General features: G+C 73.9%; 23 protein-coding genes and 1 pseudogene. 14 read left to right on the forward strand and 10 right to left on the reverse strand.

Features of this window, described 5'->3' with window-relative positions:
* Window positions 1–4: 4 nt before the first annotated feature.
* Window positions 5–652: an SIS domain-containing protein gene (locus AB0D44_RS16935; RefSeq protein ID WP_362590975.1), complete on the forward strand. Its 648-nt coding sequence runs from the start codon at window positions 5–7 to the stop codon at window positions 650–652.
* Complete coding sequence (gene rfaE2, locus AB0D44_RS16940) at window positions 649–2,046, forward strand: D-glycero-beta-D-manno-heptose 1-phosphate adenylyltransferase (protein ID WP_362590883.1); 1,398 nt, start codon at window positions 649–651, stop codon at window positions 2,044–2,046. Before AB0D44_RS16935 ends, rfaE2 begins: the two co-directional genes overlap by 4 nt.
* A 71-nt stretch (window positions 2,047–2,117) precedes the next feature.
* Here rfaE2 and AB0D44_RS16945 read toward each other — a convergent pair whose 3' ends face one another.
* Window positions 2,118–3,464, reverse strand: a complete 1,347-nt coding sequence (locus tag AB0D44_RS16945) for an MFS transporter (protein ID WP_362590886.1) — start codon at window positions 3,462–3,464, stop codon at window positions 2,118–2,120.
* 466 nt (window positions 3,465–3,930) lie between these two features.
* On the opposite strand from AB0D44_RS16945, the gene AB0D44_RS16950 reads away from it, so the two are divergent.
* Window positions 3,931–4,950, forward strand: a complete 1,020-nt coding sequence (locus tag AB0D44_RS16950) for a glycosyltransferase family 9 protein (protein ID WP_362590889.1) — start codon at window positions 3,931–3,933, stop codon at window positions 4,948–4,950.
* Window positions 4,951–5,084: 134 nt separating this feature from the next.
* Here AB0D44_RS16950 and AB0D44_RS16955 read toward each other — a convergent pair whose 3' ends face one another.
* From AB0D44_RS16955 to AB0D44_RS16970, 4 genes are all read right to left on the reverse strand, one after another.
* On the reverse strand, window positions 5,085–6,332 hold the full coding sequence (locus AB0D44_RS16955; protein ID WP_362590978.1) for a PP2C family protein-serine/threonine phosphatase: 1,248 nt from the start codon (window positions 6,330–6,332) through the stop codon (window positions 5,085–5,087).
* Window positions 6,333–6,465: 133 nt separating this feature from the next.
* A complete protein-coding gene (locus AB0D44_RS16960) occupies window positions 6,466–7,938 on the reverse strand; it encodes a glycosyltransferase 87 family protein (protein WP_362590892.1) in 1,473 nt (490 codons plus the stop codon).
* Window positions 7,939–8,068: 130 nt separating this feature from the next.
* On the reverse strand, window positions 8,069–8,689 hold the full coding sequence (locus AB0D44_RS16965; RefSeq protein ID WP_362590894.1) for a DUF2064 domain-containing protein: 621 nt from the start codon (window positions 8,687–8,689) through the stop codon (window positions 8,069–8,071).
* Complete coding sequence (locus AB0D44_RS16970) at window positions 8,686–9,402, reverse strand: glycosyltransferase family 2 protein (protein ID WP_362590897.1); 717 nt, start codon at window positions 9,400–9,402, stop codon at window positions 8,686–8,688. The genes AB0D44_RS16965 and AB0D44_RS16970 overlap by 4 nt, the downstream gene beginning before the upstream one ends.
* Window positions 9,403–9,525: 123 nt before the next feature.
* Here AB0D44_RS16970 and AB0D44_RS16975 point away from each other — a divergent pair, with 123 nt between their 5' ends.
* Window positions 9,526–10,326: a response regulator transcription factor gene (locus tag AB0D44_RS16975; protein ID WP_362590900.1), complete on the forward strand. Its 801-nt coding sequence runs from the start codon at window positions 9,526–9,528 to the stop codon at window positions 10,324–10,326.
* Window positions 10,319–11,428, forward strand: a complete 1,110-nt coding sequence (locus AB0D44_RS16980) for a HAMP domain-containing sensor histidine kinase (protein ID WP_362590903.1) — start codon at window positions 10,319–10,321, stop codon at window positions 11,426–11,428. Before AB0D44_RS16975 ends, AB0D44_RS16980 begins: the two co-directional genes overlap by 8 nt.
* 230 nt (window positions 11,429–11,658) lie before the next feature.
* On the opposite strand, the gene AB0D44_RS16985 is transcribed toward AB0D44_RS16980, so the two are convergent.
* Entirely contained in the window at window positions 11,659–12,723 is a 1,065-nt protein-coding gene (locus AB0D44_RS16985; protein WP_362590906.1) for an NAD-dependent epimerase/dehydratase family protein, read from the reverse strand.
* A gap of 414 nt (window positions 12,724–13,137) precedes the next feature.
* Here AB0D44_RS16985 and AB0D44_RS16990 point away from each other — a divergent pair, with 414 nt between their 5' ends.
* Both AB0D44_RS16990 and AB0D44_RS16995 read left to right on the forward strand, forming a co-directional pair.
* A complete protein-coding gene (locus AB0D44_RS16990; RefSeq protein WP_362590980.1) occupies window positions 13,138–14,439 on the forward strand; it encodes a molybdopterin-dependent oxidoreductase in 1,302 nt (433 codons plus the stop codon).
* Window positions 14,436–14,960 carry a hypothetical protein gene (locus AB0D44_RS16995; protein WP_362590909.1) on the forward strand — a complete coding sequence of 175 codons (525 nt, stop codon included), beginning with the start codon at window positions 14,436–14,438 and terminating at the stop codon, window positions 14,958–14,960. Before AB0D44_RS16990 ends, AB0D44_RS16995 begins: the two co-directional genes overlap by 4 nt.
* A gap of 106 nt (window positions 14,961–15,066) precedes the next feature.
* Here the strand turns inward: AB0D44_RS16995 and AB0D44_RS17000 are convergent, their stop codons facing one another.
* Window positions 15,067–15,510, reverse strand: coding sequence for an SRPBCC family protein (locus AB0D44_RS17000; protein ID WP_362590912.1), 444 nt, complete (start codon window positions 15,508–15,510; stop codon window positions 15,067–15,069).
* 355 nt (window positions 15,511–15,865) lie between these two features.
* Between AB0D44_RS17000 and AB0D44_RS17005 the strand changes: the two genes are divergently transcribed.
* From AB0D44_RS17005 to AB0D44_RS17020, 4 genes are all read left to right on the forward strand, one after another.
* Window positions 15,866–16,426, forward strand: a complete 561-nt coding sequence (locus AB0D44_RS17005) for a DM13 domain-containing protein (RefSeq protein WP_362590915.1) — start codon at window positions 15,866–15,868, stop codon at window positions 16,424–16,426.
* A gap of 235 nt (window positions 16,427–16,661) precedes the next feature.
* Window positions 16,662–17,084: an aspartate 1-decarboxylase gene (gene panD, locus AB0D44_RS17010; protein ID WP_362590917.1), complete on the forward strand. Its 423-nt coding sequence runs from the start codon at window positions 16,662–16,664 to the stop codon at window positions 17,082–17,084.
* 12 nt (window positions 17,085–17,096) lie between these two features.
* The gene (locus AB0D44_RS17015) at window positions 17,097–17,441 is read left to right on the forward strand and encodes a GNAT family N-acetyltransferase (protein ID WP_362590983.1); all 345 of its coding nucleotides are present in this window, start codon (window positions 17,097–17,099) and stop codon (window positions 17,439–17,441) included.
* Window positions 17,435–18,073, forward strand: coding sequence for an aspartate/glutamate racemase family protein (locus AB0D44_RS17020; RefSeq protein ID WP_362590986.1), 639 nt, complete (start codon window positions 17,435–17,437; stop codon window positions 18,071–18,073). Before AB0D44_RS17015 ends, AB0D44_RS17020 begins: the two co-directional genes overlap by 7 nt.
* A 330-nt stretch (window positions 18,074–18,403) precedes the next feature.
* Here the strand turns inward: AB0D44_RS17020 and gndA are convergent, their stop codons facing one another.
* On the reverse strand, window positions 18,404–19,849 hold the full coding sequence (gene gndA / locus AB0D44_RS17025) for an NADP-dependent phosphogluconate dehydrogenase (protein ID WP_362590920.1): 1,446 nt from the start codon (window positions 19,847–19,849) through the stop codon (window positions 18,404–18,406).
* Window positions 19,850–20,034: 185 nt separating this feature from the next.
* On the opposite strand from gndA, the gene AB0D44_RS17030 reads away from it, so the two are divergent.
* Window positions 20,035–21,345 carry a transglycosylase family protein gene (locus AB0D44_RS17030; RefSeq protein WP_362590922.1) on the forward strand — a complete coding sequence of 437 codons (1,311 nt, stop codon included), beginning with the start codon at window positions 20,035–20,037 and terminating at the stop codon, window positions 21,343–21,345.
* A gap of 24 nt (window positions 21,346–21,369) precedes the next feature.
* Here the strand turns inward: AB0D44_RS17030 and AB0D44_RS17035 are convergent.
* Window positions 21,370–22,182: pseudogene (locus tag AB0D44_RS17035) on the reverse strand (DMT family transporter); the annotation flags it as partial.
* Between the two features lie 259 nt (window positions 22,183–22,441).
* Between AB0D44_RS17035 and AB0D44_RS17040 the strand changes: the two are divergent.
* A complete protein-coding gene (locus AB0D44_RS17040; RefSeq protein WP_362590924.1) occupies window positions 22,442–23,929 on the forward strand; it encodes an SDR family NAD(P)-dependent oxidoreductase in 1,488 nt (495 codons plus the stop codon).
* 52 nt (window positions 23,930–23,981) lie between these two features.
* Here the strand turns inward: AB0D44_RS17040 and AB0D44_RS17045 are convergent, their stop codons facing one another.
* Complete coding sequence (locus tag AB0D44_RS17045) at window positions 23,982–24,452, reverse strand: hypothetical protein (RefSeq protein WP_362590926.1); 471 nt, start codon at window positions 24,450–24,452, stop codon at window positions 23,982–23,984.
* Window positions 24,453–24,788: 336 nt separating this feature from the next.
* On the opposite strand from AB0D44_RS17045, the gene AB0D44_RS17050 reads away from it, so the two are divergent.
* A complete protein-coding gene (locus tag AB0D44_RS17050; RefSeq protein WP_362590989.1) occupies window positions 24,789–24,962 on the forward strand; it encodes a hypothetical protein in 174 nt (57 codons plus the stop codon).
* Window positions 24,963–24,971: the final 9 nt, after the last annotated feature.

Consider the following 24,971-nt stretch of genomic DNA (forward strand, 5'->3'; position numbering starts at 1 on the left):
CGCCATGAGCCGATCTTCCGCAACCACTGGAGCCCGCCAGCACTGCCAGGAACTGGAGGACGCGCTCAGACGCCTGCGCGCCCACGGTCTGGACCAGCTCGCCCGCTGGGGTCACCGGCTCGCCGCGGTGCTGCCCGCCGGAGGCCGCCTGCTCGCGGCCGGCAACGGCGGAAGTGCCGCCCAGGCACAGCACCTGACCGCGGAGCTGGTCGGCCGCTACCGGGAGGAGCGGCCCGCCTACTCGGCCATCGCCCTGCACGCAGAGACGTCCAGTGTCACCGCGATCGGCAATGACTACGGATTCGAGCAGGTCTTCGCCCGGCAGGTCGCGGCACACGGCCGGGACGGTGACGTCCTGGTCCTGCTGTCGACGTCGGGACGCAGCGGCAATCTGCTGTCGGCCGCGATGACGGCCCGCGCGGCGGGCGTGGAGGTCTGGGCGCTGACCGGAGCCGCCCCCAACCCGCTGGCGGAGGCAGCCGACCAGGCCCTGTGCATCGACGCCGCCTCGACGGCGACCGTGCAGGAGGCACACCTGGTGGCCGTGCACCTGCTGTGCGAGTCCTTCGACGCGGCCCTCGCCTCCCCGGGCACCGCCGCGGTCAGGACGGCGCCCCGGCGGGCCGTCGCCACCGTCAGGAGGACCCGGTGAGCGTGCGCGAACCGCTGGTCGTGGTCGGTGACGTCCTGCTGGACCGCGACGTCCGAGGGGTCGTCTCCCGTCTCGCCCCGGATGCCCCGGCGCCCGTGGTCGACGTCACTGACGACCTTTCACGACCCGGAGGCGCGGGACTGGCCGCGGTGCTGGCCGCCCGCTCCGGCCGGGAAGTCGTCCTGATCACGGCACTGGGCGAGGACAGTGCCAGCAACCGGGTACGGGAGGCACTGGACGGCCGGGTCCGGTTGGTGGAGCTCCCGCTGGAAGGCTCGCTGCCGGTCAAGACACGGGTCCTGGCAGACGGCCGCCCCCTGGTCCGGGTCGACCGGGGCGGCGGCCGGGTCGGCTCCGCCGACGCTGCCGCGGGCCGGGCACTGGCCGATGCGCACGCCGTCCTCGTCGCGGACTACGGACGGGGCACCGCACAGGCGCTGCGGCCGCTGCTGACCGACACGGCGCGCCGCGTCCCGCTGGTGTGGGACCCGCACCCGCGGGGCGGACCACCGGTGCCCGGAGCCCGCCTGGTGACACCGAACGCGGCGGAGGCGACCGCGCTGCGCCCCGACGGGGGCGACTCCCTGGGGGCGCACGCCCGGCGCGGCGCGGAGCTGGCGGAGCAGTGGAGCGCCGCTGCGGTGGCCGTGACCCTGGGCGAACGCGGAGTCCTGCTGACCCGGCCCCTGTCCGCCGCGCCCATGCTCGTACCGTCCCCGTACCGGGCCGTGGGCGATCCGTGCGGAGCGGGCGACTGCTTCGCCGCCGTGGCGGCCTGCGCCCTCGCGGACGGAAGCCTGCCGGAGGAGGCGGTACAGCTGGGAGTGGCCTCGGCCGCGGCCTTCGTGGCGGCGGGTGGCGCGTGCGACCCCGCCCTGTGGCGGACGCCCCCCGCCACCGGCTCCGCCCCGCCGGCGGGTGGCGACGCGTTCGCGACGGCCGCGAGCGTACGGGCGCGCGGCGGCACGGTGGTCGCCACGGGAGGCTGCTTCGACCTGCTCCACGCCGGACACGTCGGCCTGCTGGACAGCGCGCGGCGGATCGGTGACTGCCTGATCGTCTGCGTGAACTCGGACGCCTCGCTGCGGCGGCTGAAGGGGCCGGGCCGCCCGCTGAACCCGTTGGAGGACCGCGTGCGGGTGCTGGCGGCGCTCGGCAGCGTCGACGCCGTCGTGGCCTTCGAGGAGGACACGCCGGAGACCCTGCTGGGCCGGCTGCGGCCGGACGTGTGGGTCAAGGGCGGCGACTACTCGGCCGACGACCTGCCGGAGGCGCGGGCACTGCACGCCTGGGGCGGTCAGGCCGTCGTCCTGCCCTACCTCGACGGCCGCTCCACGACCGGCCTCGCCGACCGCGCCGCCCGGGCGGCTTCGGGTGCCCGGCCCGCGCCCTGAGCGGACCGGGCCGGTACGCGAAGGGTCCCGACCGGGACCAGGGCACCCCTGCGCGCCGTACCCCGCACCGGTCAGGCGGCGGTGCTCAGCCGGGCCCGGGCGGGCAGCGCCGCCTCCGTCACCGAAATCAGCGTCCCGCTGCGGGGCTTGCGGCCCTTCAGCAGGTACCCCGTGGTCACGAACGCCGCGATGGCCAGTCCGCCCACGATCAGCGTGACCCGTACACCGGCCAGCTCCATGAACAGGCCCAGCATCGGCGGCGCCGCCAGGCCCCACACGGTGCGGATGCTCGACCAGGCGCCGAGCACACGGCCCCTCATGGAAGCGGGCGGGTCGGTCTGGAGCACCGTGGACTGTGCGGTGTCCCCGACCGATTCCGCCACCGCCATGGGCAGGACGAGGACCAGGAGCACCAGGAGGGAGGGGGCCAGGCCGGCGAGGACCTGCAGGAGGGCCCCGGCCAGGGTCAGGACGGCCACCATGCGCACGCTCGGCCTGCGCAGCCGGGCGCCCAGGACCGCACCGACGATCCCGCCGGCGGCCAGCACCGTGGAAACCTTGCTGAAGGAACCCGCGTCACCGGCGAGGGGCCCGGTGACCAGGACCACCAGGGTGAGCGAGTAGTTGCGGCCGAACAGCGCGCTGACCCCGTTCAGCGCGGCGAGTGCGACCAGGCGGGGGCGCCGCATGAAGAACGCGAGCCCCTCCCGGGCGCTCATGCTCCGCGCGGCGGCCTCGTCGGGCGCAGGCGGCGCGGCGGGAGCGGGTACGCCCCGGTGAGTCGCCCCGGACGGGCGTGCTGCCTTGAGGAACGGGATGACGCAGGCCACGAACAGGAACGACAGGCCGTTGGCCGCGTAGGCCGCCGCCGTGCCCAGGAAGCCGACGGCCACGCCGGCGAGTGCGGCGCCCGCGAGTCGCCCGGCGCTGTGGACGAGCGAGCCCACCCCGATGGCGGAAGGCACGTCCGCGGCCCGGACGAGATCGTTGCCGAGCAACGCGCACGCGGGACCGTCGACGGTGGCGATCAGACCGGTCACCGCGGCCAGCGCCAGCAGGACCGGGAGGTCGAGGCGGCCCAGCGCGACGAGCACGGCCGTCACCAGCGCCACGGCACCCAGCAGGGCCTGCGCGACGGCGGCGGTCAGCTTGAGGGGCCAGCGGTCGACGGCCGCGCCGCCGAACAGGCCGAGGAGCAGGCCGGGCGCCATCTGGATCGACACGGACAGGCCGGTGGCGGCGGCCGATCCCGTGATCTGGAGGACCAGGAGGTTCTGCACCGTCAGCTGCATCCAGGTGCCCGCGTTGGACACGAAGTTCGCGACGGTCCACCAGCGCATGCTGCGGTAGCGGAGGGACCGCCACGGAGAGCGGTCGGGAGCGGGGGCGGACGGGGACGCGGAAAGAGTGGCAGACACAGGAAGGACCCAGGACGGAGCGCGAAGCGCAAGAGGCGGCAGGCGGAGCGGGGAGGAAACGGGCGCTCCACGCCGCCGACGCGCACGGCGACGCCCGGCAGCAGAAGGGGGGAGGAACGGCCCGCGGACCATGGTGGCAGAACCTCTCGCCCCCATCGGGGACCCGAGGCGCCCGACGGGGCGCCGGCAGGGCCCCGGGCCCTGGCCCGCCAAGGCCGACGGGGCAGCCGGTGTGTTTGCTCACAGCGGCCGCCCGGAACCGGCCCGGACACCGTGCGGCCCAACCCGGCGTGCCCCGGAGGGCCGACCTCGGGACAGTGGAGTACGGCAGTCGCGACGCGGCTTCCCCACGGTCGCACCGGCCCGGCGGCGCCCCGGGAGGAGCACCGCCAGGCGCGGGTCCTGACCGGCGAAACCGGTCGGCCGAGCGGCCCCGCCCCCCACTTGCGAGCTGCGGAAGGACCTCATGAGCGTGCACGAGCGGGCGGGCCCGGCTCCGACGGGGGAGGCACGGGCGGACGGCCGCCCCCGGGTACTGGTCCTCCGGGCGCTGGGCCTCGGCGACCTGCTGACGGTGGTGCCCTGCCTGCGGGCCCTGCGCAGGAGCATGCCGGACCGCGACATCGTCCTGGCCGCACCCGGCCGGCTGGCCGCCGTCGCCGTCGCCACCGGCCTCGTGGACCGGGTCCTGCCCACGACCGCGCGAGGACGCGGCGTGCCCGGCGAACTGAGCTGGCAGGGACCCCCGCCGGAGCTGGCCGTCGACCTCCACGGCAACGGGCCGCCCAGCCACCTGCTCCTCCAGCGGCTGCGGCCGCGCCGGCTCCTCGCCTACCGGCACGTGGAGACCCCGGACGTCCTCGGGCCCGAGTGGCGCGACGACGAGCACGAGCGGGAGCGCTGGTGCCGCCTGCTGCGCTGGTACGGCATCGAGGCCGACCCCGCGGACCTCTCGATCGCCGCCCCTGCGTGCGCCTCGCCCGCCCCGGGCGCCGTCGTCGTCCACCCCGGCGCCGATGCCGGCTCCCGCCGCTGGCCCCCGGAACGGTTCGCAGCCGTCGTACGTGCTCTGCGCCGAGCGGGCCAGGACGTGGTCGTCACCGCGGGCGCGGGCGAGGGGGCGCTCGCGCGGCGGGTGGCGAGGGACGCCGGACTGCCACCGGAAGCGGTGATCGGCGGCTCCGGTGACGTGCCCTTCCCCGAGCTCTGCGCACTGGTGGCCGGTGCGCGCTGTGTCCTGGTCGGCGACACGGGCCTGGCGCACCTCGCGACGGCCCTGGGGACCCGGTCCGTCATCCTCTTCGGTCCTGTGGCCCCCCGCCTGTGGGGCCCGCCCCCGCACCCGAAACACCGGGTGCTGTGGTGTCCCGGCGCGGGTGAGGACCCCTTGTGGCCGGGCGACGCCCACGCATCGCTGCCCGATGCCCGGCTCCTGCGCATCACCGTCGGCCAGGTGGTCGAGGCGGTGCTGGGCCACTGCTCTTGACGGTCAGGCCGGTGTCCGCGGAGACGGGCCATCCGGGGACGACTCGCCTCCCCGGCCACCCCGGCAGCGGACGGCGTGCACGCTCGTGCCGGGCACGACCAAGGTGACCCGAACCACCGGCCGGTGTGCGGCGCTCAGCCGGTCTGCGGCAGGTCGCCTACGGGCAGGCCCGCCAGGGCGGCCGCTCGGAAGGTGGGGTGCGGGGTCGGGCCCATCCATTCGCAGAGCAGGACGGTGGCGTCGTCCTGGAGCCGGCCTTCATGGTGTTCGAGGACGGCGTGGATGAGGCGGCGCAGCGTTTCGGGGACGGGCAGGCCGTCGGCGTGGTGGCGGATGAGGAAGTCGATGAACCTGCCCAGGCCGAATTCCTCCGGCCCGGCCCGGCGCGCTTCGGTGATGCCGTCGGTGTAGAGCACGAGCCGGTCACCGGGCTCCAGCTGGTCCTGGCACAGGGAGACCGGAAGGTCCAGTCGGGTGCCCATGGGATGGGCGGGCGGACAGTTCAGCAGAGTGCTCCAGCGGCCGCCCCGGATGATCACCGGCGGATGATGGCCCCGGTTCACCCAGGTCAAGCTCCCGGTGCGAGCGTCGAGGTCGGCGAGGATTCCGGTGATGTACCGGCTCTGTCCGTACTGCTCGACGAGTACCTCCTCGATCCTCTCGCTGGTCTCCACCAGCCCCGCTCCCTGGCGGCGCGAGTTGCGGCAGGTGCCCGTGGCCAGGTTCGCGGTCAGCCCGGCGGCGGTGTCGTGTCCCATGGCGTCGAAGAGCGACAGGTGCACCACATGACCGGCGGTCGCGTAGTCGTAGGCGTCGCCGCTGATCTCGTAGGCCGGCTCCATCGCCGCGGAGATCACCACCCGTCCGTCCGCGTAGGTCGGCGGCGGCATCAGATGCCACTGCATCTCCGCCGCGACGTTCAGCGGCCGGGTACGCGTCAGCCGGGCATGGAAGTCACTGCTGCGCCTCTTGCTGTCGATGATCAGGGCGACCAGGGCTGCCAGCAGCTTCATGTCCTCCACGGCTCGCGGATCACGGAGGGCGGTGGTGATCCGCAGGACACCCAGACGCTCGGTGCCGTCGACCAGCGGCACCCACCAGCAGCCACCGCCCTCATCGTGATCGGCGCCGGCGAGGACTTGCCCGTACTGGAACGCGCGCCCCGCCACGGTGCCCTCGACCTTCAGCTCGGTCTCCTCACCGACCGCCACGGGCTCGGACCCGAACTCCTCTTCGGACAGCAGGCTCATGACGTCGCCCTGCAAGTCCACCAAGTAGATCAGCACCTGGGTGAAGCCGACCTCCGCCGCGTTCGCGGCCGTCTCGGCCGGCACGCGCTCCAGCGGCATCAGGTGGCTCGCCGACAGCAGACCGGCCAGCATGCGCTGCCTCTGAGTGTCGCGGTCCTGGTGGTTCACAACAGCACTCCCGCTCTCGCCCCGGGCCGACACGCTGCCGTGGCATGCACACGTGTCCGTCCTTCCACTCTCCTCCTCCATGGCCCCGATGGGCACCTCACCGGGCGTCGTCCGTCGCGCTCCGGTCCAGGGGCGGGGGAGAGCCTGGGCCTGATGCCGTGGCCGGGTCCGCGACCCCCTGCGCCACGGCCCGCCGTCGGACCCGGCCCGTCACGAGGACGAGGGCGGTCGCGGCGCCGTACGCGAGGCCGCCGAGCGCCGGTGGGTGGCCGAAGGACGGGCCGAGGACGTAGACGGCGGCGCCCGCGAGTGCGATGCCCAGCCATTCCCAGCGTCCGTCGAGGACGACCAGTGCGACGAGGAGCAGTGCGTACCAGGAGTAGCCGGGCGTGAGGAGGACGAACGCCCAGCCGGTGACCACGAGGGCGCCGCTCCACGGACGGCGCGGGTCGCCGCGCCACATCACGTACAGGGACGTGCCGGTGACGATGGCGACCAGTGCGGGGAGCGCCCAGGAGTCGGGCAGGACCAGGCGCAGGAGCGAATAGCGGGCCCCGGCCGAGGGGTCCTCGTAGCCCTCCTCCTGCACGTAGCCGTCGAGGGAGCCGAAGACGGAGCCGTGCGAGAGCAGGACGTAGGGGAGGTAGGCGAGTACGACGAAGGCCGTGGCGGGCAGCAGTACGGCGGCCGCGTCGCGGACGCGCCGGACGCCGGACAACGCGCCGGGCAGGACGACGGCCGGCATCAGCTTCGTGGCGACGGCGGCGCCGATCAGCCCGCCGCCGGCCGTCCGCCGGGTCAGGGTCCGGGAGGCGACGAGTCCGAGCCCGGCGACTGCAAGGAGCACCCCCAGGACGTCGATGTGGGCGTTGTTGACCGCCTCGACGGGGACGGCCGGGCACCAGGCCCAGTACGCGGCCTTCCGCAGGTCGTCGCCGCGCCGTCGCAGGATCAGCAGGAGCGCGCCCGTGACGCCGACGGAGATCAGGGCGCCACCGATCTGGAGGGGCTTGTGCCGGGCACCGGGGGGAGAAAGGCGGTCGACGGCCAGGAAGTACGCCTCGGCGACGGGTGGGTAGACGGTGTGGACGGCGGGCCGGTTGATGCGGGTGCAGCGGCGGATGCCGTCGTGGAGCGGGAGGGGCGCGAGGTCCTGGCCCGCGCAGGCGGTGCCGGTGGGGAAGAGCCAGGGGTCGCGCAGCCGGGAGAGCGCCGGGTCCCGCGGGGCGTGGTCGTACGGGGAGACGCCGGCGGATTGGACGCGGCCGTCCCAGGCGTAGCGGTAGGAGTCGGTGCTGGTCTGCGGCGGTGCCACCAGCCCCGTCGCGGTGACGGCGACGGCCCCCGCCACGATCAGCCGTGCGACGTGCCGGGCGGGGGCCCGGCGCAGCGCCTGCAGGGCCGCGGCGAAGAGCACCCAGCAGGCCGCGTACCAGCAGAACAGCCCGACGGGGCCACCGGAGTGGCCCCCGTACCGGACCGTCAGGACGAGGGCCGTGGTGAGCACGGCGAGGGCCGAGGCGGTGGCGACGAGCGCGGTACGGGGCGCGCGGGCGGCAAGGGGTTTCACCTGCGGAAGCGTTCCGGGAACGGGCCGTCCGATGCGGGGCCGCGCCATGGCCGTCCGCGCTGCGTCGGGTCTTCCGGCGACCTGCGCGGGCCCCGCCGGGTGGGCGGGGCCGGTCCGGTGGGCTGGGCGGTCATCGCCTCACCGCGCACAGGCCGGAGTGCAGGGCGGCGAAGCGCGTGCGCGGTGCGGCCGCGGCGACCCGTTCGGCGTCGGCGGGGGTGTCCACGTCGCACAGCCCGGGCAGGTTCCGTACGGCCAGCCCCGCGTCGGTGAGGCGCCGCCGCTGGACCTCGCCGGTCCGTGCCACGGACATGGGTACGCCGAGCAGGAGGGCAGGGTCGGGGTCGGCCAGCCCGAGCGCCCAGAAACCCCCGTCGTCGGCGGGCCCGAACCAGGCGTCCGCCTCGGTGAAGTCGAGCCCGAGCGCGAGGAGGCCGGGGGTGACCTGGGGGGTGTCCATGCCGATGAGCAGGGCGGGCCCGTCGGCCAGGGCGAAGGCGGCGGCCAGCCGGGCGTCCAGGCCGCCCGCGCCCTGCGGGACGACCTCGATCCCGTCCGGGAGCCAAGGCCCCGGCTGTCCGTCGAGGACCAGGACCCGGCGCCGGGCCGGTGCGGCGAGGACCGCGGCGAGGGTGTCCTGGAGCGAGGCGAGGGCCAGGCCGGCCGCCTGCTGCGGGGTGAACACCGGGGTCAGCCGGGTTTTCACGCGCCCCGCGACGGGGGCCTTGGCGATGACGAGGAGGGTGCTCATGCGCAGGCGCCCGCGGCCGGTGCGGGCCGGGCCCCCGGCGGCTCGGCCAGCACCCGGCGCATGTCCCGCACCGCGTGCCAGGTACCCAGCCACGTTCCGGTGACCTTGGACTTCCCCGACCGGGGCAGGTAGGGGACGTCCGTCTCGGCCACCCGCCAGCCCGCGTCGGCGGCCCGTACGACCATCTGGAGCGGGTATCCGCTGCGCCGGTCGGTCAGCTCCAGACCGAGCAGTGCCTCGCGGCGCGCGACCCGCATCGGCCCGAGGTCGTGCAGCCTCAAGCCGGTACGGCGGCGCAGCATCCGGGCCAGGGCGAAGTTCCCGGCCCGGGCGTGCGCCGGCCAGACCCCGCGCTGCTGCGGGCGGCGCCGGCCGAGCAGCAGGTCCGTCTCGCCGGTCGCGACCCGTTCGGCCATCGGGGCGAGCAGGCCGGGGTCCATGGAGGCGTCGCAGTCGCAGAAGCAGACCAGCTCGGCGCGTGCGGCGAGCAGTCCGGCGTGGCAGGCGGCCCCGAAGCCGCGACGGGTCTCGTGCACGACGGTGGCGCCGAGGTCGCGGGCGATCTCCCCGGAGCCGTCGGTGGAGCCGTTGTCGACGACGATGGCCCGCCAGCCGGCCGGCACGCGCGCCAACACCCAGGGCAGGGCTTCCGCTTCGTCGAGGCACGGCAGTACGAGGTCCGCGCTCGGCGGACGACAAGCAGAAGGAGTCACCCTCGACACCGTAGGAACCGGACGGCGGGAAAGGGGCCCGAAGACCGTGCGAAACGCGGACACCGCGCCGCATGGCGGCAGACCCGGGGCCGTACGGCGGCGGAGCGATGCCACCCTGGGAGCATGGAATCGAGCAACGAGACCGACCCCGGCCCCGCCTCCCGCGACGCCACGGGCCGCGTCCTGGTGGTGGACGACGACCCGACCGTCTCGGAGGTCGTGGCCGGCTACCTGGAGCGGGCAGGATTCACCGTGTACCGGGCTGCGGACGGTCCCGCGGCGCTGGAAGCCGCCGCCCGGCACCGGCCCGACCTCGTCGTCCTCGACCTGATGCTCCCCGGCATGGACGGCCTGGAGGTCTGCCGCCGGCTGCGGGCCCGGGCGGGCGGGAGGCCTTCCCTGCCCGTGGTCATGCTCACGGCGCGCGGCGACGAGGACGACCGGATCCTGGGCCTCGAGGTGGGCGCGGACGACTACGTGACCAAGCCCTTCAGCCCGCGCGAGCTGGTCCTGCGCGTGCGGTCGGTCCTGCGCCGTGCGTCCTCGGCGGCCCCCGCGGACCAACCCCGGCTCGCGGCGGCCGGTCTGGAGGTGGACCCCGCAGCCCGCCGGGTGACGCGAGACGGGGCGGAACTTCCCCTGACACTGCGGGAGTTCGATCTCCTCGTCTATTTCCTCCGGCATCCCGGCCAGGTCTGCGACCGGGAGCGGCTGCTGCGCGAGGTCTGGGGCTGGGACTTCGGCGACCTCTCCACCGTCACGGTCCACGTCCGCAGGCTCCGCAGCAAGATCGAGAAGGACCCGGCCGATCCGCAGCTGATCCGGACCGTGTGGGGCGCCGGATACCGCTTCGAGTCGGCCCCCCACCCCTCCGCCCGCGCGGCGGCCGGGGCCGGCACCCTGGCGGAGGACGGCCGTGCGTGACCTGCTGCTGATCGCCCTGTACGCCTTCCTCGGCGCGGCCGCCGCCGGGCTGCTCGGCGCCGTCGCGCTGCGGATACTGCGACGGCGGAGCGTCGCCGTCTCCCTCGCGGTCGTCGCGGCCGTCACCGTGTCCGCGATGCTCGCCGGGACGCTCGCGGTGGCCCGGGCGATGTTCCTGTCCTCCCACGACCTCGCCGTGGTGACCACCGTCGTCGCGATGGCCGCCGCCGTGTCGCTGGGCACGGCGCTGCTGCTGGGGCGGCAGGTCGTGCTGCGCTGCCGGGAGCTCGTCGGCGCGGCACGCGACTTCGGGGAGGAAGGCACCTTCACGGCTCCTTCCGTACCCGCCCCGGCCGAACTCGCGGCCCTGAGCCGCGAACTGGCCCTCACCAGCCGGCGCCTCGAGGCCTCACGCGAACGCGAGCGGGCACTGGAGACCTCCAGGCGGGAGCTCGTGGCCTGGATCTCCCACGATCTGCGGACCCCGCTGGGCGGGCTGCGGGCGATGTCGGAGGCGCTGGAGGACGGCATGGTGGCCGATCCGGCCCGCTACCACCAGCAGATGCGCGCCGAGGTGGAGCGCCTCAACTCCATGGTCACCGACCTGTTCGAGCTGTCCCGCATCCATGCGGGCGCCCTCAGCCTCAGCCCCACCCGGATGTCCCTCTACGACCTGGTCGGCGATGCGCTCGCGGGTGCGGACGCCCTGGCCCGCGAGCACGGGGTACGCCTGGCGGGCGGAGGCGTGGCCCCGTTGCCGGTGGAGGTCGACGGCAAGGAGATGACCCGGGTGCTGTCCAACCTGCTGGTCAACGCCATCCGCCACACCCCGGCCGACGGCACGGTCGCGATCGCCGCCGAACGCCGCGCAGACGCGGTGGTGCTTTCGGTCACCGACGCCTGCGGCGGCATCCCGGAGGAGGACCTGCCCCGCGTCTTCGACACCGGCTGGCGAGGGTCCCGGGCGCGTACCCCTCCCGCGGGCGCCGGCCTGGGCCTGGCCATCGTCCGGGGCATCGTCGAGGCCCACTCCGGCCGCGCCGACGTCCGCAACGTGCCGGGCGGCTGCCGCTTCGAACTGACCCTCCCGGCCCGCGCGTAGACCTTCTGACCCTTGACCTCCGCACTCGACCCGCAGCGGAGCCGGCCCACGGCGTCGTCGTCGGCTCGGCTGCCGCTGCCGCTGCCGCTGCCGCTGCCGCTGCCGCTGCCGCTGCCGCTGCCGCTGCGGCTGCCGCTGCCGCTGCCACCTCCGCTGCCGCTGCCGCTGCGGCTTCCGCTTCCGCTGCCCCCTCCGCTTCCGCGTCCCGTTTCCCGGACCGCAGTGCGGCCTCAGCCGGCGGAACCCGCCGACGCACGCTGACCGGAGCGGGCGAACTCGGCCATCCCGTCGGCGAAGCCCACCTCCGGACGCCAGCCCAGCTCGCGGCGCAGCCGGGCGGAGTCGGCGGTGATGTGCCGAACGTCGCCGAGGCGGAACTCGCCCGTGACCACCGGCTCCGGTCCGCCGTGCGCCGAAGCGAGTGCGGACGCCATCTCGCCGACCGTGTGCGGTTCCCCGCTCCCGGTGTTGTACGCGCTCAACCGCCCGGCGGACATGCCGCCGACCGCCTCCAGCGCCACCACGTTCGCCGAGGCCACATCCGTGACGTGGACGAAGTCCCGCCGCTGCGCACCGTCCTCGAAGACCCGGGGGGCCTCGCCCCTGGCCAGCGCGGAGCGGAAGAAGGAGGCCACCCCGGCGTAGGGCGTGTCGCGTGGCATCCCCGGCCCGTAGACGTTGTGGTAGCGCAGCGAGACCGCGCGGCCCTCCGTACACCGGGCCCAGGAGGCCGCCAGGTGTTCCTGGGCCAGTTTCGTCGCCGCGTAGACGTTCCGCGGAGCCGTCGGTGCGTCCTCGCCCACCGGACCCGGGGCGAGCTCGGCTCCGCAGTCGGGGCAGCGCGGTTCGAATCGCCCCGCCGCGAGGTCCTCGGTCCGGCGCGGGCCGGGGCGTACCGTTCCGTGCCGCCCGCAGGTGTAGCGGCCCTCTCCGTAGACCGCCATCGACCCGGCGAGCACGAGTTCCAGGACCCCGGCGGCCGCCATCTCCGCCAGCAGCACCGCCGTCCCGAGGTCGTTGCAGCCGACGTACTGGGGGGCGTCCGCGAAGTCCTTCCCCAGGCCGACCATCGCCGCCTGGTGGCACACCGCGTCCACGCCGTGCAGCGCCGCCCGGACCGCCTCGGCGTCCCGTACGTCGGCCCGGACGAACTCCGCGTCGGGCAGGGGTGGCGCGTCGGGGTGGGCGGCGGGCAGCAGGGCGTCGAGGACGACGGGCTCGTGCCCACGGCCCTTGAGGCCGGTGACGATGTGGGAGCCGATGAACCCGGCTCCTCCGGTGACGAGTACGCGCATGCCCAGGACGCTACGCAGTGCCGCACATCAGGGCGGTCTCCCACGCGGCACGCAAGGCCTCCGCCATACGGGAGCGGCAAGGCGAGCGGCACCCCGAGGGACGGCTGACTCGTGCGAGGAGGCTGCGGGCTGGCGTGTCACCGGAGGTCCGTGGCTCCGGTGCGGCATGTTCTCCTCGGCGGAGATGTGCGGTAGACCCTGGCATACGGGGGTTTGTGGAGGTATGACGTGGATGCGGATGGCAGCGGGCCGGTCGGCTCCGACGACGCGCCACGGCCCTCGCCCAAGGAGCAGGGGCCACCGGACCGGCCCGCACCTCGGCCGGCCGGTGCACCGGCTGCACCGGCCGGCCCTTCGCGTCCACAACCGGGCAGGGGCCGGTCCGTGCGGTCGTCGGCACGACTCCGGGCGGCCCTGGCATCCGCACGGCAGGCCGGGCCGCCGCCGGGCCCGTCGCGTCCCGAGTTCTGGCGCAGCCCCCTGCGGGGGCCGTGGCTGACAGCGGTGCTCGGGCTGGTCCTGCTGATCGGCGTCACCGTCCTGTTCCTGACGGGCCTGCTGTCGTACGCCGCCTACAACCCGGATCTGGCTGTGGTGAACGACCAGACGCCGGACAAGGGATGGCTCGGGTTCTACCTCTTCTCCTGGCCGACGTCCCCGTACTGGCTCTACCGGGTCACCCAGGGGGTGCACGTCACGCTCGGGGTGGCGCTGGTGCCGGTGCTCCTGGCGAAACTCTGGTCGGTGATCCCGAAGCTGTTCGCGTGGCCTGCGGTACGGTCCGTCGCCCACGGCATCGAGCGCCTGTCCCTGCTCCTGCTGGTGGGAGGCGCGGGGTTCGAATTCGCCACCGGCATCCTCAACGTGCAGCTGCACTACGTCTTCCCGGGCTCCTTCTACACCCTGCACTTCTACGGGGCCTGGGTGTTCATCGGTGCCTTCGTGGTGCACGTGGTCTTCCGCCTGCCGAGGGCCCTGCGCGCGGCAGGGCTCCGGCCGGGGGAGCCGGCGGCCGGTGCGCAGGACGCGGCCGGTGCGCAGGACGCTGCCGGTGCGCAGGACGCTGCCGGACTGGTCCCGCCCCGTCCGGCAGCGCCGACGATCTCCCGCCGGGGTGCGGTGGGCATGGTCGGGCTCGGGTCGCTGGCGCTGATCGTGGTGACCGCCGGGCAGAGTGTGGGCGGCTGGTTCCGGCAGACGGCGCTGCTCGCCCCGCACGGGCAGGACCCCGGCTCCGGACCGAACGGCTTCCAGATCAACAAGACCGCAGCCTCGGTCGGCATCCGGTCCAGCGACATCGGCCCCGCCTGGCGGCTGACCGTACGCGGTGCCGGCCGGCAGGTCGACCTCACCTACGGCCAACTGCTGGCCCTGCCCCGGAGCGAGTCGTCTTTGCCCATCGCCTGCGTGGAGGGATGGTCGACCCCCGACCAGCACTGGACCGGAGTCCGCCTCACCGAGCTGGCCGCTCTCGTCGGGCTCGGCACGAACACCCCGCAGGTGCTGGTGGAGTCGGTGCAGCGCGGCGGGTCGTTCAGCTCCGTGGTCCTGCGCGACAACCAAGCCCGGGACGCCCGCTCGCTCCTCGCCCTGCGCGTCAACGGGGCCGTCCTCTCCCATGATCACGGATACCCGGCCCGCGTGATCGTGCCGGGCGCCCCCGGTGTCCACAACACCAAGTGGGTCACCCGCCTCACCTTCGGGGAACCGGCATGAAGTTCCGCCTCCCGCACGCGGGCACCATCGCCTTCCGCCGCCGCTACGGCGCCTCCCCGCTCCACCTGCTCCTCGTCCTCTCCTCCTTCGCCCTGGCCGTCCATGCGGGCCTGCGACTCCTCGAGGGGGACAGCCTCGGCGTGGCCCTGTGGTTCGTCGGCGCCGCACTCCTGCACGACCTGGTGCTGCTGCCGCTGTACTCGGTGACGGACCGGGCGGCGCAGGCGCTCTTCGGACCTGCGGCGGGTTCGGGGAGCCCCCTGCGGCGGGTGAGCGTCAACCACGTCCGGGTGCCGTGCTTCGTCGCCGGTGTCCTCCTGGTGGTCTGGTGGCCACTCGTCTTCCGACAGGTGGATCACTTCACCGCGTCCACCGGGCTTCCCGCGGACGGATTCCTGGCGCGGTGGCTGCTGATCACCGCCGGCCTGTTCGCCGCCTCGGCTGCCGTCCTTCTCGTACGCATGTGGCACGGGACGAGGGCGGCCAGGCGGTCCGCACGGGCGCGCAGGGCCACGAAGTGACGGGCTCCGCGCCGGCCCGCCTCTCGGCGGCTGCCGCAAGGAGCTCATCGTCCACGTGGGTCCCCACCGAGCGAGCACTCCGGCGCCGCCCCCATGACATCCCTGCTCACTGCTCCAGCAGCGTGCTGAGCCGTGCCAGGTCCTTGTTCTGCGCGCGGCGCATGGCCGCCGCCATCGCGCTCGCCCCGAGCGCGGCGAAGCCTCGGGGTTCCCCCCGGTTGCGGAGCGTCATGCGGGTGTGGTCCGAGGCCTCGCCGTACGGCTCCCAGGTGTAGGTGGTCTCCATGGGGTAGGGACCCTGCTTCGTCCGCATCACCAGCAGCTGCCCGGGTTCGTACGCGGTGATCTCGTACGTGTAGGCAAGCTGTCGCCCGAGGAATCGGGCGACGAAGGACACCCGAGAGCCGACCGCCATCGGGGGCGGGGTCTGCCAGGCTGCGGAGGTGATGTTCGCGTACCACTCGGGTGCGTGCATGGGGTCGGCCGCGTAGGAGGCGACCCGGTCGCACGGGGCCGCGATCACGGCTTCGGTCATCACATCGACCTTCATCGAGCACCTTTCAGAGGTCAGGGGGGCGGTCGCCAGAGGCGCTTTCGTGGTCGTTTGTACCTCGGCGCATGTGGGCAGCCGGGCAAGTCGGGGCAGGGAACACGGCACCGGTCGCCCACGTCCCAGACCATCACGATCTCTGATCAGGCGGTCGGCTGCAGTCGGACGCAACACCGTCCGGGGCCGGGGGCGCGGCCGTGCTGATCGGCGAACGGACGCCGCCCGGGAGTGACACGTCGGAGCGGGGCCCCGCCTGCGGGACGTAATGGTTTCGTCATCGGGTCCGGGCTTCCCCCGGGTCGGCGCGCTCGCTTTGGATGGCCGCAGGAGACGGAACGTTCGAAGGAGGTGCGCCGTGGGGCGCGTCACGAGGAAGCAGTGGTGGGCCGCGGCCGCCGTCGTGGCCGCAGTGGTCTTGGCGGCCGGACTGGTGTGGTTCAAGCCCTGGGCCCTGTGGGTGGACGACACCGTGAACGAGGCGCTGCCCTCCGCGGCCACGCCGACGGCGGCGCCCGCAACGCCGGCCCCCGCGACCGCGACGCCGTCCCAGGTGCCCGCCGGTCCCACCACCGTGGCACAGGGATCGTTTATCAGCCACGAACACGAGACGACGGGCACGGTGAAGATCATCCGACTCGCGGACGGCACCCACACCCTCCGCCTCGAGGGGCTGGACACGAGCAACGGCCCCGAGCTCCGGGTGTGGTTGAGCGACGCGCCGGTGAAGGAGGGGAAGGCCGGCTGGAGCGTCTTCGACGACGGGAAGTACCTCAACCTCGCCAAGCTCAAGGGCAACAAGGGCGACCAGAACTACCCGCTGCCGGCCGATGCCGACTGGTCGGCGTACACGAGCGTCAGCATCTGGTGTGACCGGTTCGACGTCTCGTTCGGCGCTGCGGAGATCGTCCGCACCTGACACCGTGTGGGCGGCGTCTGCGGGACGCGGGTCCCCGCCCAACGCCTGGCCGGGCAGGCTGCGCGGGGATTCGGTTCGCGGATGACGGCCGGCGGCGTCCGGCTTGCATGCCGGGTCAGGATGACTCGGGAAAGACCTGGGACAGCTGACCGGACATGCTAATCGTTGTACTCTGCCGAGACCGCCCTTGACCTGCGGGAAGCAGGCAGGGAGCAGACCAATCGGGAGCTTCTTCATGTTTCGCACCATGTTCAAGTCCAAGATCCACCGGGCCACGGTCACCCAGGCCGACCTGCACTACGTCGGATCCGTGACCATCGACGCCGACCTGCTGGACGCGGCCGACCTGCTGCCCGGGGAGCTCGTTCACATCGTGGACATCACCAACGGGGCCCGGCTGGAGACGTACGTCATCGAGGGGGAGCGCGGGTCCGGGGTCATCGGGATCAACGGAGCCGCCGCCCATCTCGTGCACCCCGGGGACCTGGTCATCCTCATCAGCTACGCGCAGGTCGAGGACGCCGAGGCGCGGGTGCTGAAGCCCCGGGTCGTGCACGTCGACGGTGACAACCGGATCGTCGAGCTGGGTGCGGATCCCTCCGCCCCGGTGCCGGGTACGGATCAGGAGCGCAGCCCCCACGCGGTGGCCGCCGTCTGAGGGGAGTCGGGGATCGTGGCGATCGAGTTCGAGGACGCGCGGAAGGCCGGACGGCTGCTGGCGCTCGAGGACGGGGCGGTGGTCGGCTTCATCGCCTACTTCGTGCTCGCCCGGGCTCCGCACGCCCTGGTGGCGGTCCACACCGTGGTCGAGCCGGGCCACGAGGGCCGGGGCATCGCCGGAGGGCTGGTGGAGACCTTCTACGGGATCGCCGCCGCCGAAGCGGTCCCCGTGGTTCCGCTCTGCCCGTACGCAGCGAGCTGGGCCGCCAAACACCCCGACCGGGCACCCGGGGCTCCGGCCGAGACCGTGGCGGCGGCCAAGGCCCAGCTGGCCGCGGACTCCGACCTCTGGTGACCGGCCCCGACCTCACCCTGCTGCACACCTCGCCCGCGCACGTCCCCGTCTTCGACGCGCTGCGGGACCGCAGCCACCCGGGGGCCGCCCTGCGCCACCTGGTGGTTCCGCAGCTGCTCGAGCGGGCCCGGGCCGAAGGCCCCGAGGCGGTGGCTCCGGCCGTCCGCGAGGCCCTCGTCGAGGCGGGACCCGGCCCCGTCCTGGTCACCTGCTCGACGATCGGGGCGACCGCGGAGGCCCTGGCCACGGAGCTCGGCGTCCCCGTACTGCGCGTGGACCGGCCGATGGCGGCCGTCGCGGTGCGCACCGGCGTGCGGATCGCCGTGCTGGCCACGGTGGAGTCGACCCTCGCGCCGACCGTGGAGCTGCTGGCCCAGGAGGCGGGCGCGGAGCCGTTGGCGATCCGCGCGCACCTGGTCGACGGGGCCTGGGAGCGCTTCGAGGCGGGGGACACCGCCGGATACCTGGCCCGGGTGGCCGCGGTCGCCGACTCCGTCGCCGACGCGGACGTCATCGTGCTGGCCCAGGCCTCCATGGCCGGCGCCGCGGAGCTCGTCAGGACGCGCATCCCGGTCCTGTCCAGCCCGGCTCCGGGCCTGGCCGCGGGGCTGCGCCAGGTGGCTGCGTCGTAGGGCGCATTCCTCGCGCCCTCGCGGGAAAATGGGCCATATGGTGCGAAAACTCGAAGAGACGCAGCCGCCGGTCCCCGAGCCCGAGCCGACGCCGGACCCCAGCCCCCTGCCGGACCCCACGCCGCTCCCGCGCCCGGTGCCACCCGTGCCCGGCCCCTTCCCGGAGCCGGACCCGGTGCCTCCGCCGCCAGGACCCGCGCCGGTACCGCAGCCCGGGCCCTGGAGCTGAGCCGACCGAGCCGACCGAGCGGGCCGCAGCCGACCGAGCCGGCCGGGCGGGCCGAGCCGGCCGAGCCGGCCGAGCCGATCGACCGAGCGGGCCGGCCCGTCTCAGCCCGTCTGGACCTCGGAGCGGTCGCCGCTCCAGAGGGTGTGGAACGAGCCCGCGCGGTCGGTGCGCCGATAGGTGTGCGCCCCGAAGAAGTCCCGCTGCCCCTGGGTGAGGGCGGCGGGGAGCCGCTCCGCGCGCAGGGCGTCGTAGTACGCCAGCGAGGCGGAGAAGGCCGGCACCGGAATCCCGTGGTGCACCGCCGCCACCACGACGGCCCGCCAGTCCTCCTGGGCCGCCCCGATCTCGCCCGCGAACCCGTCGTCCGCCAGCAGGCTCGGCAGCTTGGGCTGCGCGTCGTACGCGGCCCGGATCCGGTCCAGGAACGCCGCCCGGATGATGCAGCCGCCCCGCCACAGCGAGGCCACCGCTCCCAGGTCCACGTTCCAGCCGTACTCCTGGCTCCCGGCCCGGATCTGGTGGAAGCCCTGGGTGTACGAGACGATCTTCGAGGCGTACAGGGCCTGCTCCACCCGGGCGGCGAACGCGTCGGCCTCCTGCGCGGGCAGCGCGCCGGCCGTCGGGCCGGCGAGCCCGCGGGCGGCCCTGCGCAGGTCGGTGTGGCCCGAGACCGAGCGGGCGAAGACCGCCTCGGCGATCCCCGACACCGGCACGCCGAGGTCCAGGGCGATCTGCACGGTCCAGCGGCCGGTGCCCTTCTGCTCGGCGGCGTCGGCCACGACGTCCACGAACGGGCGGCCCGTCGCCGCGTCCGTGTGCGCGAGCACCTCCGCGGTGATCTCGATCAGGTACGAGTCCAGGCGCCCCCGGTTCCAGTCCCGGAAGGTCTCCGCGATCTTCGCGGGGGAGTAGCCCGCGACCTCGCGCAGCAGGTGGTAGGCCTCCGCGATGAGCTGCATGTCGGCGTACTCGATGCCGTTGTGCACCATCTTGACGAAGTGCCCGGCGCCGTCGGGGCCCATGTGCGAGGTGCAGGGCGTGCCGTCGGCGGCCTTCGCGGCGATCTTCTCCAGCAGCGGGCCGAGCGAGGCGTACGACTCGGGGGAGCCGCCCGGCATGATGCTCGGGCCGAGCAGCGCCCCCTCCTCGCCGCCCGAGATGCCCACGCCCACGAAGTGGATGCCCTGCTCGCGCAGCTCCTTCTCGCGGCGCCGGGTGTCCTGGAAGTGCGCGTTGCCGCCGTCGATGATGACGTCGCCCTCCTCCAGCAGAGGGGCGAATTCGCGGATCACGGCATCGGTCGGATCCCCGGCCTTGACCATGATGACGATGCGCCGGGGGCGCTCCAGCGCATCGACGAACTCCTTCGCGGACTCGGCCGCCACGAAAGCGCCCTCGTGGCCGAACTCCTCCACGAGCGCCGTCGTCTTCGCGGCGGTGCGGTTGTGGACGGCCACGGTGAAACCGTTGCGGGCGAAGTTCCGGGCGAGGTTGCTGCCCATCACCGCGAGCCCGGTGACGCCGATCTGGGCTGTGCTGGTGCTCATGCGTGCGCTCCTGCGTGCTTCGGTGTGCGGGAATGACCGACGCTACATCCAGGCGGCCGCCCCGCGGCGGCTCCCGAGCCGATGCGACGTCAAACTCGCCTGCGGAGCGCCCTGTTGCGCCCCTTGTCATGCTCTGATTGGGACGTTAGGTTGTGCGGTTCCTGATGTCTTCGAGGGGGGCTCCCATGGGCGTACGGGGCCGGCACCGCCGGTATCAGCCGAGCAGCATCAACCGGGCCTCGCTCGCCGTCACCGCCGGCGGCGCCGGGATCGCGCTCCCGCTCATCGGCGCCGGGACCGCGCACGCCGCCTCCGTGGACACCTGGAACAAGGTCGCCGCCTGCGAGTCGACGAGCAACTGGCGCATCAACACCGGCAATGGCTACTACGGCGGCCTGCAGTTCAGCCAGAGCACCTGGCGGGCCTTCGGCGGCGCCGCCTACGCGCCCCGCGCCGACCTGGCCACCAAGGACCAGCAGATCGCGGTCGCCGAGAAGGTCCTCAAGGGCCAGGGGCCGCAGGCCTGGCCCCAGTGCGGCAAGAAGGCCGGGCTCAGCCGCAGCGGCCCGGCCCCGGCCGTCGCGCCGGGGAAGCACGCCCAGACCCGGAGCCAGCCGCAGGAGCAGACGCGGGTCCAGCCGCAGCAGGCCGCGGCGGCCACCGGGCAGCAGGCGGCCGCGCCCCGCCCGACCGGTACGTCCGTCCTGCCGAACCCCTACGTGGTCGCGCCGGGCGACTCGCTCTCGGCCATCGCCACCGAGCAGCACGTCGAGGGCGGCTGGCAGGCGCTGTACGAGACCAACCGGGTCACCGTCGGCGGCAATCCGAACCTGATCTTCCCCGGGCAGCGGCTCACCCTGCGGATCACCGCGGCACCGGCACCGCCGGCGCAGAACCCGGAGAAGCCGCCGCGCACGGCCGAGCCGGTGAAGCCCGTGGAGCCGGCGGCGCAGAAGCCGGCCGGGACGCAGGTGCAGAAGCCCGCCGAGCCGGCCGCCAAGCCCGTCGAGAAGCAGGCGCAGAAGCCCGCAGCCAAACCCGCCGAAAAGCCGGCCGAAAAGCCCGCCTCAGCGCAGCAGAAGCCGGTCTCGGGCGGCTTCTCCGCGCCCGTCGACGCCGCCCTCGGCACCGCCTACCGCGTCGCGGGCTCGTCCTGGTCCAGTGGTTACCACACCGGGGTCGACTTCCCCGTGGCGACCGGAACCTCCGTCAAGTCCGTCGGCCCCGGCCAGGTCGTCTCGGCCGGCTGGGCCGGTGCGTACGGCTACCAGGTCGTCATCCGGCACACCGACGGCCGGTTCTCCCAGTACGCCCACCTGTCGGCCCTCGGCGTCAAGGCCGGCCAGCAGGTGTCCGCAGGCCAGCGGATCGGCCGTTCCGGCTCGACCGGCAACTCCAGCGGACCGCACCTGCACTTCGAGATGCGCACGGGACCGGGCTACGGCACGGACATCGACCCGTTGAAGTACCTCCGCGCCCACGGAGTCGACATCTGACCCCCGCTCGTGCGGGGGCACGGCGGTGAGCAGGACCAGTCCCGCCGCCGCGACCACGGCGCTGGCCAGCGCCGCCGCCGTGCCCACCGCTCCGTAGCGGAAGCCCTCGTCGAAGAGCGAGATGCCGACCGTCGCCGCGACCACGGGATTGACCACGGTCACCGTGGCCAGCGGGGCGGTCAGCCCGGCACCCCGGTAGGCCGCCTGCGACAGCAGCAGCCCGCCCGAGGCCAGCACCGCTATCGCCGCGAGGCCGGGCCACGGGGCGTCCGGCGCGCCCCGCGTGACGCCTTCCGCCACCGATTTGGTGAACACCGAGGCCATGCCGAAGGCCGTACCGGCTGCCGCGGCCAGCAGGACGCTGCGCAGCACCGCCCGGTGCATCCGCTGAGAGGCCAGGAACAGCGCCGCCACCGCGATCCCGCTCACGGTCAGCAGCAGGCCGCGCTCGCCACCCGCGAGGGGCTGCTCCGCCCGCCCGTCGCCGCCGGTCAGGGCCAGCAGGCCGGCGAGGCCCACCGTGGCCAGTACCGCCCCGCGCCACGCCGCCGCGCCCGCCCGGCGGCGTACGAACACGGCCGCCATCGGGAGGGCGAAGACGATGGTGAGCGCACCGAGGGGCTGGACCAGGCTCAGCGGCCCGTACGCGAGGGCCACCACGTGCAGCAGGGCGCCGAGGCCGTTCAGCGCCACCGCGACCCACCAGCCGGCCCGCCGCAGCGGTGCGTACGGCCGGTCGGGCGTGCTCGCCGCGACCCGTTCCTGGACGATCGCGCCGGCCGCGTACGCCAGGGCGGACACGAGACAGAGCAGGACCGACAGCGCCAGTGCACTCATGAAGTCCACAATGCCCGACCGAACTTCGCTATTCCTCCGCCCACAGGCGGTCACGAGTAGTACTCCTGGCGTAGTACAGGAGTACTCGAGTCTGCGCGCCGGGCGGCAGCCTTCGGTAGCGGAAAGTGGCGGGACAAACGCACCGCGTGAGGTGAAGGGTGCCGGGTTTGGTTCCCGGCGCGTGCGATCCGTACAGTTCCTCTTTTGAGGACTTCCGCAGCAGGCGGATGCGGACGAGTGATCAAGGAACGCAGCGGCCATGACGGTGACCGAAGACAGCCAGGACCAGGGGCAGGCGTACGGACCCGGTATCGACCCCGAGCGGCTGGCCCTCTGTCTCAGTGTGCTCGACGAGCTGGACGAGCTCGACGTCGACCACCCCGACGCGATCACCGTACGCCGTGCCACCGCCGGTCTCTACCGCACGGTCAAGCAGCGCCGCCGCCAGGAGCGCCGCGCGGCCAAGACCGCCAACGACAAGGCCGTCACCGAGGCGACCGCGACCGGCTCCGCCGAGCGGATCGACGACGAGACCGAGGGCATCCTGCCCACCTCGGTCACGGAGGCCGGCCGGATCGCCGGGATACTCCAGCGCCCGCGCTCCTGCTACATCTGCAAGACGCGGTACGTCGAGGTCGACTACTTCTACCACCAGCTCTGCCCGAAGTGCGCCGGCGAGAACCGCGCCAAGCGCGAGGTCCGCGCCGACCTCTCCGGCAAGCGCGCGCTGCTCACCGGCGGCCGGGCCAAGATCGGCATGTACATCGCGCTGCGGCTGCTGCGCGACGGCGCCCACACCACGATCACCACCCGCTTCCCCAAGGACGCCATCCGCCGCTTCAAGGCCATGGAGGACTCGGCGGACTGGATGCACCGGCTGGAGGTCGTGGGCATCGACCTGCGCGACCCGGCCCAGGCCGTGGCGCTCGCCGACCAGGTGGCTGCGGCCGGTCCGCTGGACATCCTGATCAACAACGCGACGCAGACCGTGCGCCGCCTGCCCACCGCGTACGCCGCGCTCGTCGAGGGGGAGAGCGCCCCGCTGCCGGCGGGCGAGCTCCCCGCCCACCACGTCATCGGCGCGTTCAACTCCGGTGCGGTCGACGGCCTGGCGGCGCTGCCCGTCGGTGTGAGCGGGCTCGAGGCGCAGAAGGTCGCCGACCTCGCCCTGGTCGCGGGCAACGCCAGCCTCGAACGGCACCTCGACGGCACCGCCATCGACGCGGGCGGCCTGCTGCCGGACGTCGTGGAGACCAACACCTGGGTGCAGACCATCGACCAGATCTCCCCGGTGGAGCTGCTCGAGACCCAGCTGTGCAACTACACCTCGCCGTTCATCCTGATCAGCGCGCTCCGGCCGGCGCTGGCCGAGGCCGCGCGCAAGGCGTCCAGCGGGCGTGCGTACGTGGTGAACGTCTCGGCGATGGAGGGCGTGTTCAGTCGCGGTTACAAGGGCGCGGGCCACCCGAACACCAATGCCGCCAAGGCCGCGATGAACATGGTGACGCGGACCAGCGGCCAGGAGATGTTCCAGACCGACCGCATTCTGATGACCTCGATCGACACCGGCTGGATCACCGACGAGCGCCCGCACTTCGACAAGCTGCGCCTCGCCGAGGAGGGCTTCCACGCCCCGCTCGACCTGGTGGACGGTGCGGCGCGCGTCTACGACCCGATCGTGCGCGGCGAGGCCGGCGAGGACCTGTTCGGCGTCTTCCTCAAGGACTACGCCCCGGCGAACTGGTAGTCCGCCCCGGCCCCGGCCCTGCGGAGCTGGTGGTCCGCCCCGGCTCCGGCCCTTACGGCAGTCCCGCGATCGACCCCCTCGGCGAACCGAGGGGGTCGTTCCCGTTCCGGCCGTGAAGGGCCCCGTAGGCCCCCGCCGCGACCAGTTCCAGCACCGGCCGCCAGTCGTCCGGCATGCCCGGCTCCAGGCCCGCCGCACCGGCGCCGTCGTGCGCCTGGCGCAGGTTCGCCGCCGCCTCGCCGTCCGGACCGGCCGCCGCCGGGGCGTCGGCCCGGCGCTCGCCCCCGTACCCGTCCCGCCCTTGCAGCCGTAGCAACCGGGCCACCCGCTCGCCCAGCAACGGACGGACCGCCTCCGCCACATCGTGACCGCGCGGGGACGCTGCGTCACCCGGACGGAGCAGCTCGCCGAGATCCAGTACGAGGCCCGCGATCGGGAGCTCCTTGTCGAACGGATGGGCGCGGCGCAGCAGGGCCGCGGTTCGCAGTCCACGGCCGCCACGACAGGCCTGCAGAAGATCCATCAGCTCCGGAACGCTTGTGACGCGGGGCACTTCGAAGCTCCGTACTCCGGCCCCCGCCACCGCCGCTCCCTCCGTCGTCCCCGTGCGCATCCGGAGGCGAGCGGACCATGCTTGTCGCACCCGCGGGCCGACGACTTGCCGAACTCGCGGCGAAAACAAAAGGGCGACGTGGTTTTTGCCTTTCTATCGAGCGGGGGCCCGCTCATATGTGTACTCTGGGGCATCAGGCGGCCCCATCCGGGCCCCGCTCCACCAAGGCGCCACCGCGTCCGGAAACCCTTTCCTCCCAGCCCGGCGCGCCACGCCTGCCGGGTACGCGACACGAAGGAGTGCGCGGTGACTGAAATGACGAAGCCCGAACCGACGTTGATGGAGCGGACGGGATCGCGGACCAAGCCGCGAACCGACGAGCTCGGAAGCCTTGAGGTCTGGGCGCGGTCCGCCCCGATCAGGCTGGCGGGGTACGAGGACGACCTGGCGGAGGCACACATCCTGCCCGGCATCGACTGACCCGCAAGA

Source organism: Streptomyces sp. NPDC048349, assembly GCF_040651925.1.
Classification (GTDB): domain Bacteria; phylum Actinomycetota; class Actinomycetes; order Streptomycetales; family Streptomycetaceae; genus Streptomyces.